Annotated in this window: 12 protein-coding genes; 7 read left to right on the forward strand and 5 right to left on the reverse strand. The window is 73.0% G+C overall.

Going from position 1 to position 13,111, the window contains the following annotated elements; translation table 11 throughout:
• Positions 1–439: 439 nt before the first annotated feature.
• Complete coding sequence (locus ACFRAC_RS04385; protein ID WP_382920458.1) at positions 440–2,227, reverse strand: ABC transporter ATP-binding protein; 1,788 nt, start codon at positions 2,225–2,227, stop codon at positions 440–442.
• The gene (locus ACFRAC_RS04390) at positions 2,224–4,104 is read right to left on the reverse strand and encodes an ABC transporter transmembrane domain-containing protein (RefSeq protein ID WP_382920461.1); all 1,881 of its coding nucleotides are present in this window, start codon (positions 4,102–4,104) and stop codon (positions 2,224–2,226) included. Before ACFRAC_RS04390 ends, ACFRAC_RS04385 begins: the two co-directional genes overlap by 4 nt.
• 188 nt (positions 4,105–4,292) lie before the next feature.
• On the opposite strand from ACFRAC_RS04390, the gene ACFRAC_RS04395 reads away from it, so the two are divergent.
• Positions 4,293–5,030, forward strand: a complete 738-nt coding sequence (locus tag ACFRAC_RS04395) for a hypothetical protein (RefSeq protein WP_382920464.1) — start codon at positions 4,293–4,295, stop codon at positions 5,028–5,030.
• A gap of 301 nt (positions 5,031–5,331) precedes the next feature.
• Here the strand turns inward: ACFRAC_RS04395 and ACFRAC_RS04400 are convergent, their stop codons facing one another.
• Positions 5,332–5,781, reverse strand: a complete 450-nt coding sequence (locus ACFRAC_RS04400; protein WP_382920467.1) for a MarR family winged helix-turn-helix transcriptional regulator — start codon at positions 5,779–5,781, stop codon at positions 5,332–5,334.
• A gap of 93 nt (positions 5,782–5,874) precedes the next feature.
• On the opposite strand from ACFRAC_RS04400, the gene ACFRAC_RS04405 reads away from it, so the two are divergent.
• Together ACFRAC_RS04405 and mltG are read left to right on the forward strand one after the other, a co-directional pair.
• Complete coding sequence (locus ACFRAC_RS04405) at positions 5,875–7,677, forward strand: ABC transporter ATP-binding protein (protein ID WP_382920470.1); 1,803 nt, start codon at positions 5,875–5,877, stop codon at positions 7,675–7,677.
• 43 nt (positions 7,678–7,720) lie between these two features.
• Complete coding sequence (gene mltG, locus ACFRAC_RS04410) at positions 7,721–8,572, forward strand: endolytic transglycosylase MltG (RefSeq protein ID WP_382920474.1); 852 nt, start codon at positions 7,721–7,723, stop codon at positions 8,570–8,572.
• A 15-nt stretch (positions 8,573–8,587) separates the two neighbouring features.
• On the opposite strand, the gene ACFRAC_RS04415 is transcribed toward mltG, so the two are convergent.
• Complete coding sequence (locus tag ACFRAC_RS04415) at positions 8,588–9,673, reverse strand: NAD(P)-binding domain-containing protein (RefSeq protein WP_382920477.1); 1,086 nt, start codon at positions 9,671–9,673, stop codon at positions 8,588–8,590.
• 89 nt (positions 9,674–9,762) lie between these two features.
• On the opposite strand from ACFRAC_RS04415, the gene ACFRAC_RS04420 reads away from it, so the two are divergent.
• Positions 9,763–10,185 (forward strand): secondary thiamine-phosphate synthase enzyme YjbQ, encoded by a 423-nt coding sequence (locus ACFRAC_RS04420; RefSeq protein WP_382920480.1) that lies wholly within the window; start codon positions 9,763–9,765, stop codon positions 10,183–10,185.
• A 17-nt stretch (positions 10,186–10,202) separates the two neighbouring features.
• Here the strand turns inward: ACFRAC_RS04420 and ACFRAC_RS04425 are convergent, their stop codons facing one another.
• Positions 10,203–10,745, reverse strand: a complete 543-nt coding sequence (locus tag ACFRAC_RS04425) for a hypothetical protein (RefSeq protein WP_382920483.1) — start codon at positions 10,743–10,745, stop codon at positions 10,203–10,205.
• Between the two features lie 274 nt (positions 10,746–11,019).
• Here ACFRAC_RS04425 and ACFRAC_RS04430 point away from each other — a divergent pair, with 274 nt between their 5' ends.
• The 3 genes from ACFRAC_RS04430 to ACFRAC_RS04440 all read left to right on the forward strand — a co-directional run bounded on the left by ACFRAC_RS04430 (position 11,020) and on the right by ACFRAC_RS04440 (position 12,874).
• Complete coding sequence (locus ACFRAC_RS04430; protein WP_382920486.1) at positions 11,020–11,421, forward strand: hypothetical protein; 402 nt, start codon at positions 11,020–11,022, stop codon at positions 11,419–11,421.
• Positions 11,422–11,500: 79 nt separating this feature from the next.
• Complete coding sequence (locus ACFRAC_RS04435) at positions 11,501–12,100, forward strand: DUF998 domain-containing protein (protein ID WP_382920489.1); 600 nt, start codon at positions 11,501–11,503, stop codon at positions 12,098–12,100.
• 99 nt (positions 12,101–12,199) lie between these two features.
• On the forward strand, positions 12,200–12,874 hold the full coding sequence (locus tag ACFRAC_RS04440; RefSeq protein WP_382920492.1) for a hypothetical protein: 675 nt from the start codon (positions 12,200–12,202) through the stop codon (positions 12,872–12,874).
• Positions 12,875–13,111: the final 237 nt, after the last annotated feature.

A 13,111-nucleotide genomic window follows, 5' to 3' on the forward strand; every position in this document is an offset into this window, starting at 1 on the left:
TCCCGGGTGCTCCCCGAACCGGTGCCGATATCCAGCCTTCCACCCCTTTTCGCCCCCGCGCAACGGCACGGCCCCAGGCTGTGGCCTTCCGGGCACGGGCAGCGGACGGCAGCCCCGGCGCCGGGACGGCCGTGCCGACCCGGGGGGAGGGCTGGCCTCCGGGCGGCCGGCGCGCCTCGCCACCTGGAGGAGCCCACGCCGAGCGCGGTCAGCGGGGGCAGCCGCGGGCCACGGTTCACGGCCCCGCCGACCCTCAGGCCCGCAACCGAGCAGCCCGGCCCACCCGAGCCACGCGAGGCCGAGCTATCCGAGCCACCTGGGGTCGGCCCGCCCCGTGCCGGGTCATCCTCCGAGCCACCGAAGGCGGGACCACCCAGGCCGAGCCGTGCACGCCCGGGTCGCCCGAGCCGCCCGGGGCGGGGCTACTCGAGACACCCCCTCACCCGTGCCACGACTGCCACAGCGCCGCGTAAGCGCCGTCAGCCTCCACCAGCTCCGCATGGCTGCCGAGCTCGCTGATGCGGCCGTTCTCCACGACGGCGATGAGGTCCGCGTCGTGGGCCGTGTGCAGGCGGTGGGCGATGGCGACGACCGTGCGGCCGTCGAGGACCCGGGCAAGCGACCGCTCCAGATGGCGGGCGGCCCGAGGGTCGAGGAGCGAGGTCGCCTCGTCCAGGACCAGGGTGTGAGGGTCGGCCAGTACCAGACGGGCCAGCGCGATCTGCTGGGCCTGGGCCGGGGTGAGCGCGAACCCGCCGGAGCCGACCTCGGTGTCCAGATCCTCGTCCAGCGCGCGGGCCCAGCTGTCCGCGTCGACCGCGCGGAGCGCCTCCCACAGCTCGGCGTCGGTCGCGCCGGTGCGGGCCAGCAGCAGGTTGTCGCGCAGGGAGCCCACGAAGACGTGGTGCTCCTGGTTGACGAGGGCCACATGGGCGCGGACGCGTTCGGCGGGCATGCGGGACAGTTCCGCGCCGCCGAGGGTGACGCGGCCGTCCCGGGGCGCGTAGATGCCGGCGAGCAGCCTGCCCAGGGTGGACTTGCCGGCGCCCGAGGGGCCGACCAGGGCGAGCCGGGTGCCGGGCGCGACCTCCAGGGAGACCTCGCGCAGCACGTCGACGCCGTCCAGGTAGCCGAAGTGGACCCGGTCCGCGTGCACGTCCCGCCCGTCCGGCGTCAGCCGGGCGTCGCCGGCGTCCGGCTCGATGTCCCGTACGCCGACGAGACGGGCCAGGGACACCTGAGCCACCTGGAGCTCGTCGTACCAGCGCAGGATGAGCCCGACCGGGTCCACCAGCATCTGGGCGATCAGCGCGCCCGTGGTCAGCTGGCCGACCCCGATCCAGCCCTGGAGGGCGAACACCCCGCCGATGAGCAGCACGGAGGACAGGACGGTCACATGGGTGACGGTGATGACCGGGAACAGCACCGACCGCAGCCACAAGGTGTAGCGCTCCCAGGCGGTCCACTGCTTGATGCGCAGGTCGGACAGTTCGGTCCGGCGTTCGCCGAGCCGGTGGGCCTCCACCGTGCGCCCGGCGTCCACGGTCTCGGTGAGCGCGGCGGCCACGGCGGCGTACCCGGCGGCCTCCGAGCGGTAGGCGGCGGGCGCCCGCCGGAAGTACCAGCGGCAGCCCGCCACCAGCAGCGGCACCGCGACGAGCACGGCCGCGGCGAGCGGCGGCGCGGTCACGACGAGCCCGCCCAGCAGCAGGGCCGCCCACACCACGCCGATCGCGAGTTGCGGCACCGCCTCGCGCATCGCGTTGCCGAGGCGGTCGATGTCGGTGGTGATCCGGGAGAGCAGATCGCCCGTCCCGGCCCGTTCCAGCACACCGGGCGGCAGCCCGACCGACCGGACGAGGAAGTCCTCGCGCAGATCGGCCAGCATCCGCTCGCCGAGCATCGCGCCGCGCAGCCGCACCTGCCGGACGAACACGGCCTGGACGGCGAGCGCGGCCACGAACAGCCCGACGGTGAGCTCCAGACGGAGTTCGCGCCCGGCGACGCCGTCGGACACCCGTTCCACCAGTCCGCCCAGCAGCCAGGGCCCCGTCATGGAGGCGACCACCGCGACGGTGTTCACGAGGACGAGGAGCAGGAACGCGCGGCGGTGCCGGCGGAACAACTCGGCCACGTAGGCGCGTACGGTCGCCGGGGCGCCTACCGGCAGCGTGTTCGCGGTCGTCGGGGCCGCCGGGTCGTAGGCCGGGGGCGCAACGCCGATCATGCCGACTCCTCGATCTCGTCCAGTTCCTTCATGACGTCCTCCAGAGCGGACGGGGCACGCGCTCCCGCCGGAATGCCGGGCACGCCCGGAACCGTCGACTGCCGGCCCTCGCTCCGGCCCTCCTCCCGGCTCTCGTCCCGGTCCTCGTCGGGTTCGCGGGTCACCACGGCTCGGTACCGGGGCTCGGTGTGCAGCAGTTCGCGGTGGACGCCGACGGCGACGACCTCGCCCTCGTGGAGGAGGACCACCCGGTCGGCGCGGTCCAGGAGGAGGGGCGAGGAGGTGAACACCACCGTGGTGCGCCCCGCCCGCAGCTCCCGTACGCCCAGCGCGATCCGTGCCTCCGTGTGGGAGTCCACGGCCGAGGTCGGCTCGTCCAGGACCAGGACCTCCGGGTCGGTGACCAGCGACCGGGCGAGAGCGAGCCGCTGGCGCTGGCCGCCGGACAGGGACCGCCCGCGTTCGGTGATCCGGGCGTCCATCGGGTCCGCGGCGCCGACCGACCCCTGGACCAGCGCGGCCAGGACGTCCTGGCACTGGGCGGCGGCCAGCGCCGGTTCGGGGCCGACGTCCCCCGACTGGGGCACGTCGAGGAGGTCGCGCAGCGTGCCGGAGAGCAGCACCGGGTCCTTGTCCTGCACCAGGACGGCCGTACGGGCGGTGCCGAGCGGCACCTCGTCCAGCGGCACACCGCCCAGCAGGACCGACTCGCCCTTCTCCGAGGGGTGTCCGCCGAGCCGTTCGGCCAGTCGTCCGGCGGCGTCCGGATCACCGCACACGACGGCCGTGAATCGGCCGGCCGGGGCGAGCAGTCCGGTCGCCGGGTCGTACAGGTCACCGGACGGCAGTTCGGTCGCGGCCCGTGTGCCACCGGTGTCGGTGGCCCGTTCCAGCGCCAGCACCTTCGCGGCCCGCCTGGCCGACGGCCGGGAGAAGGAGTACGCCATCGCGATCTCCTCGAAGTGCCGCAGCGGGTAGGTGAGGATCATGACCGAGCTGTAGACGGCGACGAGTTCCCCGACGTCGACGCGGCCCTCACCGGCGAGACGGACGCCGTACCAGACCACGGTGATCAGCAGCAGGCCCGGCAGCAGGACCTGGATGGCGGAGATCAGGGACCACATGCGGGCGCTGCGCACCGCCGCGTGGCGCACCTCCTGGGAGGCCGCGCGGTAGCGGTCGAGGAAGAGCTCCTCACCGCCGATGCCCCGCAGGACGCGCAGCCCGGCCACGGTGTCGGAGGCCAGTTCCGTGGCACGGCCCGCCTTCTCGCGCTGGACGTCGGCCCGCCGGGTCGCACGAGGGAGCAGCGGCAGGACGGCGAGCGCCAGCACGGGCAGGCCCACCGCGACGACCACGCCGAGCGCGGGCTGGTAGACGACGAGACCGACGCAGACGACGACGATGGTGACCGCCGCCGCCGTGAAGCGCGACAGGGCCTCGACGAACCAGCCGATCTTCTCGACGTCCCCGGTCGAGACGGCCACGACCTCACCGGCGGCGACCCGCCGGGTCAGCGCCGAGCCCAGATGGGCGGCCTTGCGGGCCAGCACCTGCTGGACGCGGGCGGCCGCGGTGATCCAGTTGGTGACCGCGGTGCGGTGCAGGAAGGTGTCGCCGAGCGCGCTCCCCGCGCAGCACAGGGCCAGCAGCCCGCCGGCCAGCGCGAGCCGGCCTCCGGACCGGTCGACGACGGCCTGCACGGCCACGCCCACGCAGAACGGCAGCGCGGACACCGAAAGGAAGTGGAGCAGTCCCCAGGCGAGGGCCTTGAACTGGCCGTCCAGCTGGTTCCTGAAGAGCCACCACAGGAAGCGGGGACCGGAGCGGGCGTCGGGCACTCCCGGGTCGGGATACGGAAGGTCTTGAATCTGCATGACGTCCCAGTGGCTCGTGACAGGGAAGGGGGGAGAGGAGGGGGGCCGGCGCGGGGAGAGCGACCACGCACGGCGGCAGCAAACCGTGACAGGTTGACGTCGTGGCGTGGTCGCGCGCAAACGGTTTTCCGCAGCGCCGCACGGATCCGGTCCCAGCCGCATCCCGCCCGCGGTGCGACGATGGAGCGATGCGCACCAGCGGTACTCGACGGGCGGTGGCCGCGACGGCGGCCGCCGCGCTCCTCCTGATGGTCCTCACCGCGTGCGACGGCGCGCGGTCCAGTGCGGGCGCGGAAGCCGGCAGGGCGACCCGCACCCCCTCGGCCGGGGCGGCGGAGGTGACGCGCATCCCCGGAGTCGGTGACCGCTGGCACGCGCGAATTCCCGCGACGTCCGAACAGGTCGTGGCGGTCTACGGGGACGGCAGGGACTCACCCGACGCCACGGTCGTGTTCTACGGGAAGCGCGGCTCCACCTGGGAACGGGTCCACAGTTGGCCCGCGCACAACGGCAAGAGGGGCTGGACCACCGACCACCACGAGGGCGACAACCGCAGCCCGGTGGGTGTCTTCACGCTGAGCGACGCGGGCGGCGTACGGGCGGACCCGGGGGCCAAGCTGCCGTACACACGTTCGCCGGGGTTCGCGGCGCCGCGCTCGTGGGCCGAGTCGCACTGGCACGACTTCGACTACGTCATCGCCATCGACTACAACCGGGTCAAGGGCACGCCCCCCAACGACCCGACCCGTCCCGAGGGTCGGAGCAGGGGTGGGAGCATCTGGCTGCACATGGATCACGGCAGTGGTACGTCCGCCTGCGTCAGTCTGTCCGAATCGGCGATGCGGTTCCTGCTCCGTACGCTCGACCCGGCTCGGCATCCTGTGGTGGTGATGGGGGACAGGGCCGACCTGAGGCGCTCGCACTGACGCGGGAGGCCGCATCGCGGCAGGGGGCCGACTCGCCGTAGAACACGGCCATGACGAGACGGATGGTCATGTCGATGCTCACCGCAGCGACCCTGCCGGCGGGCACTCCCCTCGGGGCGAGCCCGGCTCCCGCGATCCAAGTCGCCGACGCACCCGCCGAGTTCGGGGCGACTGGCACGGCCGGATCACCGCCGCGCCCCCGGTCGAGCGGCCGTCGGGCCGTTCCCGCACCGTCACGCTCGTGAAGGCGCGGTTCCGCGACTTCACCCCCGCCCCACGCGACCCGCTCCTCGGGTCCTTCTCAGCACCCGTGGCCGGTGCCCCCGTCCACCAGGGTGTCCAGGAGGACGCCCAGGACCGACCGTTGCTCCTCCGTCAGCGGCGCGAGGATCTCCTCAGCCGCCGACCGGCGCGCCCGGTGCAGCTCGCGCAGGGCGCTGCGTCCGTCGTCGGTGAGCTCGATCCGGATGACCCGCCGGTTCGTCGGATCCGGGACCCGTCGTACCTTCCCGTTCGACTCCAGTCCGTCGACCAGGGTCGTGACGGCGCGCGGCACCACCTCCAGCCGTTCGGCGAGGTCGGCCATCCGCGGGGGCGCGTCGTAGTGCGCGAGTGTGCGCAGCAGACGGGACTGCGCCGGAGTGATCCCGACGCCGCACTCCTTCAGGTGCCGTTTCTGGATCCGGTGCACCCGGCGGGTGAGGCGCAGCAGCTGCTCGGCGAGCGGGCCGTCGGCATCGGGCATGGTCATACGGGAACAATATCAGGACGACGTTCATTGTGAGCATAGGTAACAATGAGCTAAGCTCCGTCAGTCTTCGCCCGCCCACCTCCGTAGGAGCCCATGCATCCCGACCGCGAACCCGCCTGGACGCCTCCCGCCGCCGCATCCGAGCAGCCGCGGCAGGTCCGCCGCATCCTGCGGCTCTTCCGCCCGTACCGGGGCCGCCTCGCGGTCGTCGGCGTGCTCGTCGGCGCCTCGTCCCTGGTCGGCGTCGCCACGCCGTTCCTGCTCAAGGAGATCCTCGACGTAGCGATCCCGCAGGGCCGCACCGGCCTGCTCAGCCTGCTGGCGCTCGGCATGATCCTCAGTGCCGTCCTCACCAGCGTCTTCGGCGTGCTGCAGACCCTGATCTCCACCACGGTCGGCCAGCGCGTCATGCACGACCTGCGCACCGCCGTCTACGGCCGGCTCCAGCGGATGTCGCTCGCCTTCTTCACGCGCACCCGCACCGGCGAGGTCCAGTCCCGCATCGCCAACGACATCGGCGGCATGCAGGCCACCGTCACCTCCACCGCCACCTCCCTGGTCTCCAACCTCACCAGCGTGGTCGCCACGATCGTCGCGATGATCGCGCTGGACTGGCGGCTCACCGTGGTGTCGCTGCTCCTGCTGCCCGTCTTCGTCTGGATCAGCCGCCGCGTCGGCAACGAACGCAAGAAGATCACCACCCAGCGGCAGAAGCAGATGGCCGCGATGGCGGCCACGGTCACCGAGTCGCTCTCCGTCAGCGGCATCCTGCTCGGCCGCACCATGGGCCGGTCCGACTCGCTGACCAAGGCGTTCTCCGACGAGTCCGAGCAACTGGTCGACCTGGAGGTGCGCTCCAGCATGGCCGGCCGCTGGCGCATGGCGGTCATCACCATCGTCATGGCCGCCATGCCGGCCTTCATCTACTGGACCGCCGGCCTGGCGCTCCAGTTCGGCGGCCCGCAGGTCTCCATCGGCACGATCGTCGCCTTCGTCTCGCTCCAGCAGGGCCTGTTCCGGCCCGCCGTCAGCCTGCTGTCCACCGGTGTGCAGATCCAGACCTCGCTCGCGCTCTTCCAGCGCATCTTCGAGTACCTGGACCTCCCCATCGACATCACCGAACGCGAGGACGCCGTCCACCTGGACCGCGTCAAGGGAGAGGTCCGCTTCGAGGACGTCGAGTTCCGCTACGACGGCAAGGGCGGCCCGATCCTCGACGGCATCGACATCACCGTCCCGGCCGGCAGCAGCCTCGCGGTCGTCGGCCCCACGGGAGCCGGCAAGTCGACCCTGGGCCACCTCGTGCCACGTCTGTACGACGTGACGGGCGGCCGCGTCACCCTCGACGGGGTCGACGTGCGCGACCTCGACTTCGACACCCTCGCCCGGGCCGTGGGCGTCGTCTCGCAGGAGACGTACCTCTTCCACGCCTCGGTCGCCGACAATCTGCGCTTCGCCAAGCCGGACGCCACCGACGAGGAACTGCACGCGGCGGCGAAGGCGGCCCAGATCCACGACCACATCGCGGCGCTGCCCGACGGCTACGACACCGTCGTCGGCGAACGCGGCCACCGTTTCTCCGGCGGCGAGAAGCAGCGCCTCGCCATCGCCCGCACCATCCTGCGGGACCCGCCGGTGCTGATCCTCGACGAGGCGACCAGCGCCCTGGACACCCGCACCGAGCACGCCGTCCAGCAGGCCATCGACGCCCTGTCGGCCAACCGCACCACGGTCACCATCGCCCACCGGCTGTCGACCATTCGGGGCGCCGACCAGATCGTGGTCCTCGACACGGGGCACGTCGCCGAACGCGGCACCCACGAGGAGCTGTTGGCGCGTGACGGCCGCTATGCCGCGTTGGTCCGCAGGGACGCGCAACTGGAGCCGACGAGGTGACGATATGCCGCTTTTGTGAGGTTGTGCGGGTTACCGTTCCCGCATGTACCTGAACACCCCGTCACGGAACACCATCCGACTCACGCGCCGGGGCCGCGTCGCCCTCATCGCCGCAGGCGCCGTCGTGGCCGGCACCGCCGTGGCGGTGCCGGTGCTGATCACGGGCGAGGAGGAACCGGCGCTGCCCACCTCCCTCGTGATCCCGGAGGGCTGGCGCGCCGGCCAGGTCTACGCGGCGGTCGACAAGGCCCTCGCCCTGCCTCCCGGCAGCACCAAGAAGTCCCTCGGCAAGGCGAACCTCAAACTGCCGAACGAGGCCGACGGCAACCCCGAGGGCTATCTCTACCCGGCGACGTATCCGCTGGAGCGCGACGGCACCCGGGTCACCCCGGAGGCACTGCTGGCCGACATGGTCGCCAAGGCCGACCAGAAGTTCAGCGGCGCCCCGATCGCCGCCGGGGCCCAGCGCAACGCCATGAACGTCTACCAGGCGGTGACGATCGCGAGCCTCGTCCAGGCCGAAGCCGCCACCAAGGCGGACATGGCCAAGGTGGCCCGGGTCGTCTTCAACCGGCTGGCGCGCGGCATGCCGCTCCAGATGGACTCCACGGTCAACTACGCGCTGAACCGTTCCTCCGGCGCCCCGAGCGAGGCGGACACCCGGATCGAGAGCCCTTACAACTCGTACCAGCGCATGGGGCTGCCGCCCACGCCGATCGGCAGCCCGGGGGCCGACGCCATGCGCGCCGCCGTCACCCCGGCCGCCGGCGACTGGCTGTACTTCGTCACCGTCAAGCCCGGCGACACGCGCTTCACGGCCGACTACGCAGTACACCAGCGCAATGTGGCCGAGGCCAACGCGCTGCGCAAGGCCAGCCCTTCAGCGGCCCGGTGACCGGCCGCGCGGCGGTCACGCCGCGACCGGCTGCCCGGACAACAGCCGCCTGATGTCCCGGACCGCCGCACGGCCCGCGCGGTTGGCGCCGATGGTGCTGGCGGACGGCCCGTAGCCGACGAGATGGACACGGGGGTCGGCGACCGCGCGTGTCCCCTCCACCCGTATGCCGCCGCCGGGCTCACGCAGCCGCAGCGGCGCCAGGTGGTCGATGGCGGCCCGGAAGCCGGTCGCCCACAGGATGACGTCGGCGGCGACGTGCCGTCCGTCCTTCCACTCCACGCCGTCCGGGGTGATCCGGTCGAACATCGGTTGCCGGTCCAGGACGCCGTCGGCTATCCCCTGCCGCACCGGCTCGTTGAGTGGCAGCCCGGTCACGGAGACCACGCTCCTGGGCGGCAGCCCCTGCCGGACCCGTTCCTCGACGAGTGCGACGGCCGCCCGGCCCAGATCCTCGGTGAAGGGCCCCTCACGGAACACCGGAGGACGCCGGGTCACCCAGGTCGTGGCCGCCGCGTACGGCGCGAGCTCCAGCAGGTGCTGGGTCCCCGACGCGCCGCCGCCGACCACCACGACCCGCAGCCCCGCGAAGGCCTCGGGCCCCGGGTACTGCGCGGTGTGCAACTGCCGTCCCCGGAAGGTCTCCTGACCGGGATAGCGCGGCCAGAACGGACGGTCCCAGGTGCCCGTCGCGTTGATCAGCGCCCGCGTGGCCCAGGTCCCGGCCGAGCTCTCCACGAGCAGCCGCCCGTCCGGGCCCTCGCGCACGGCCCGGACCTCCACCGGGCGCCGGACCCGCAGGTCGAACGTCCGCTCGTAGTCCGCGAAGTACTCCGTGATCACTTCGGACGACGGCCGCTCGGGGTCGGCGCCGGTCAGTTCCATGCCGGGCAGCGCGTGCATCCCGTGCACCTTGCCGTACGTCAGCGAGGGCCAGCGGAACTGCCAGGCGCCGCCGGGGCCGGGGGAGTGGTCGAGCACCACGAAGTCACGCCCGGGCCCGAACCCGGTGCGCCGCAGGTGGTAGGCGCTCGACAGGCCCGCCTGGCCCGCGCCGATGACCACCACGTCGACTGTCCCGACCGCCTCGATGCTGTTCACATCCCGACCAACGGCCCGGTGGGCCCGGATCTTCCCGCGCACGCCGGGGCGCGGGCCCCGCGGCGGTGCGATGAGCGAGGATGGACGGCATGTCAGACGCCTTCACCACCCGAGTCCTGAACGTCGCCTCCGGCTCCTCGGAGCGGGTCGTGGACATCACCCGCGACTGCGAGTCCTTCCTGCGGGAGGCGGCCGGGAGCCGCGACGGCCTGCTGAACGTCTTCGTGCCGCATGCGACGGCCGGCATCGCGATCATCGAGACCGGCGCCGGCAGCGACGAAGACCTCCTCACCGCCCTCCACACCCTCCTGCCCGCCGACGACCGCTGGCAGCACCGGCACGGCAGTCCCGGCCACGGCCGCGACCACGTCCTCCCGGCGATCGTGCCGCCCCACGCGACGCTGCCGGTCGTGGGCGGACGCCTCGAACTCGGCACCTGGCAGTCGGTCTGCCTGGTGGACACCAACCGCGACAACCCGAACCGGCAGGTACGCCTGAGCTTCCTGGGCTGAGCCATTCGCGGAACGGTTCAGCGGTATCCGTGTCCCACCGCGCAGGGGCCGGCCGGCCTTCCGGTGTCGGCCGGCCCCTGTTCCCGCGCGGCCGGAGCGCCACGGCCCTGGAGGCGGGACAGCTCGCCCGCGCAGCGTTCCAGGGCCACCTCCATGACCTCCGGGATGTTCAGCGTGCCGGTGCCGTCCGGCGGGATCAGCCAGCGCAGGGCACCCCAGCGGCAGTGCGGGGCGGGAGCGGCGATCCACGTACCCGCCCCGAGCAGGCGCACGCCGGTGCCGACCCACACGGTCCGCGGTTCCGGCGGCAGCAGGAAGCCCACCCGGCGGCGCCGGGTGTCCAGCAGGCAGGGGCCGCGGTCGAGCAGCGGCAACTCGTCCAGCAGGTCCGCCACGCGCAGCCCCAGTTCCTCCGGCACGATCAGCACGTCCCAGAAGCGCCCGGCCGCGAGGAGGGTGACGCCGGTGGTGCCGTTCTGCCACTCGTGCTTGCACGCGCCGGGGTCCTCCGACGCCGCGGCCAGCCACTCCATCGATCTCGTCCACTCCGTCAGTGCCATGAAACAAGCCTCCCGATGTGACCGGTGAAGGCCTCAGTGGACCGGGTGTCGGGTGCCGCGGCCAGACGGCGGAGCGCAATTCCCCGTATGGGGTGAGCGCCCGCGCGCCAAACAGGCAGAGGGTGGGACGCGCGCCTCGGACCGGGCCGTGCGCGCCCGGCCCGCACCTTATGGCTCGATCCCTGTGCGCCATTCGGGCGACGGTCTCACCCGACCGGGTGGTGGCGGTGCCATTCCGCGTACCACCGGCGCACACCGAGGCGTTTGCTCTGGCATGGACAACAGAGACACGGCGCGGAGTGTCCTGGGCAACGATTCCGCGCCTTTGTCATACGTCGTGCCGCCCACCGGCGCTCCCGGTGGCCGCCCCTCGATCTACGCCGCCCTGGTCGCGGAGTGGCGGGCCAGTGGCCGCGCGGTCCCCCAGCGTCTGGACACGCGGCGGGATTCCGCCGCCACCGGCCTCGGGACCGCCGTCACCTCCTGGGCGGCGGGAAGGTGGCGCGGCCCGGCCGGCGCCCCCGAACCGGGCCAGGGGGCCGAACGGTCCTTCGCGACCGTCGCACCGATCCCCGCCGTGATCGTCCCCCGAGGGCTTCCCGGCCCGGTGAACCTGTGGGAGTGGGACGGTGCCGAGGGGCACGTCAGCGTGGTCCCTCCTGCCAAGGACGACTGAGCCGCCCCCTGCGCACGGGCGGTCGGCCCTTCGCGTGTACGTCGCGAATCAGGCGAATAGGGCGCTTTACGGTTATTCAATGCGACGTGTGCCTAGGTGGGCTCTGCTGTCGTCCGGATCCGCCCCAGTCGTGCTGATCGGCGGCTGGCTGATCGCGGCGCACCTCGAAGGGTCCGCATACGACCCGGTCACCCAGACCATCAGCGTCCTAGCGGCCTACGATGGGCAAGGGTTCTGGGTGATGACCTCGGCGTTCGCCGCTCTCGGTGTCTGCCATCTCTGTACCGCCCTGGGACTGCGCCCCGCGGCCCTCCCCGGCCGGCTCGCCCTCGGCGCCGGCGGCGTCACGGCGGTCGTGGTGGCGATGCTGCCACCACCGAGCAGCGGCGGCTCCCTCCGTCATGGAACGGTCACCGGGCTGGCGTTCGCCCTCCTCGCGGTGTGGCCGGTGCTGGCCGCCGACCGGAGGACGGCGGCCCCCTGGGGACTGCGCCCTGCCCCTTCGTTCACGGCGACCGCCGTGATGCTGGGCAGCGCCGCCTGGTTCGTGATCGAGTTGGAGCACGACGGGGCCGCCGGAGTGGCCGAACGCCTGGTGACGGCCATTCAGTCCGTGTGGCCGTTCGTGGTCGTCGCCTCGTGCCTGGTGCATCGGCATCGTCGTTCCGTCCCCCCGTGATGTGTCCCGTCTCACCCGCCGTGGCGTGAGTGCGGGGAGGGGGCGTCCCGCGTACCCACCCTTGACGAGTGGGCCCCGGATGCGAGGATGAGGGCCGTCATGACTGCTGGGTGGGGCGTGCGCGCGATACGGGCCGCGGTGTTCGCGTCCGTCTGCGTGCTGCTCGCCGCCCTCGGGCACACCCTGATGTCCGGTGCCGCCGTGCCGTGGTGGACGCTCGTCGCCGGCGCGCCGGCGACCTGTCTCGCGGGCTGGTGCCTCGCCGGCCGGGAACGGGGATTGCCCCTCGTCGTGTCGGTCGTGGTCGTCGCCCAGGGCGGGCTGCACGCGGTGTTCGAGCTGGCGGGGCGTGGCCGCGTGGCCGGGGACCACATGGTCGGGGATCACATGGCCGGGGACCACATGCCCCCGGACCACATGTCGCTGGACCACATGTCCCTGGACGAGATGGGTGCAGCCGACACAGACATGCACCCCATGTCCATGGCCCACGACATGGGCGGTGACGCATCGCTGGGCATGTTCGCCGCCCACACCCTCGCCGCCGTACTGTGCGGCCTGTGGCTGGGGCACGGCGAGCGTGCCGCCTTCCGCATCCTGCGGGCCGTCGCCGGCCGGCTGGCCGCACCGCTGCGGCTCGTCCTCTTCCTCCCCGCCCCGCCGGTCCGCCCACGCCTCCGCCCGCGCCGGGCTCGGTCCGACCGGGCGCCGCGGCTGCTGCTGGTCCACTCCATCACCTCTCGGGGGCCTCCCGCGGAGCCCGCTGTCGTCTGAGACAGCCGGCTCCCCGAGGCGTCCCATGCGATCGCGATGGATCGCGGTCCACGCCTCGGGCCCACGGCCGTACCTCCGTACGGCCGTGTCCCGCATCCCCGGACACCTCCGGTGCCGTGCCCTGCGTCTGCTGTGCACCTGCCGTACCCGTATGTATGACACGCGTCCCAGGACGTGGCGTACCCGTCCGCAGGCGACCGCCGCCGACGCGTGCCTCGCCGTGTTGGAGTCCGGACT

The organism is Streptomyces sp. NPDC056628 (assembly GCF_042792555.1).
Taxonomy (GTDB): domain Bacteria; phylum Actinomycetota; class Actinomycetes; order Streptomycetales; family Streptomycetaceae; genus Streptomyces.

Bases quoted from the DNA above. Each gene is read 5' to 3' on its own strand.
- ACFRAC_RS04385 (WP_382920458.1), bottom strand. From the start codon at position 2,227: ATGATCGGCGTTGCGCCCCCGGCCTACGACCCGGCGGCCCCGACGACC.
- ACFRAC_RS04390 (WP_382920461.1), bottom strand. From the start codon at position 4,104: ATGCAGATTCAAGACCTTCCGTATCCCGACCCGGGAGTGCCCGACGCC.
- ACFRAC_RS04395 (WP_382920464.1), top strand. From the start codon at position 4,293: ATGCGCACCAGCGGTACTCGACGGGCGGTGGCCGCGACGGCGGCCGCC.
- ACFRAC_RS04400 (WP_382920467.1), bottom strand. From the start codon at position 5,781: ATGACCATGCCCGATGCCGACGGCCCGCTCGCCGAGCAGCTGCTGCGC.
- ACFRAC_RS04405 (WP_382920470.1), top strand. From the start codon at position 5,875: ATGCATCCCGACCGCGAACCCGCCTGGACGCCTCCCGCCGCCGCATCC.
- mltG (WP_382920474.1), top strand. From the start codon at position 7,721: ATGTACCTGAACACCCCGTCACGGAACACCATCCGACTCACGCGCCGG.
- ACFRAC_RS04420 (WP_382920480.1), top strand. From the start codon at position 9,763: ATGTCAGACGCCTTCACCACCCGAGTCCTGAACGTCGCCTCCGGCTCC.
- ACFRAC_RS04425 (WP_382920483.1), bottom strand. From the start codon at position 10,745: ATGGCACTGACGGAGTGGACGAGATCGATGGAGTGGCTGGCCGCGGCG.
- ACFRAC_RS04430 (WP_382920486.1), top strand. From the start codon at position 11,020: ATGGACAACAGAGACACGGCGCGGAGTGTCCTGGGCAACGATTCCGCG.
- ACFRAC_RS04435 (WP_382920489.1), top strand. From the start codon at position 11,501: ATGCGACGTGTGCCTAGGTGGGCTCTGCTGTCGTCCGGATCCGCCCCA.
- ACFRAC_RS04440 (WP_382920492.1), top strand. From the start codon at position 12,200: ATGACTGCTGGGTGGGGCGTGCGCGCGATACGGGCCGCGGTGTTCGCG.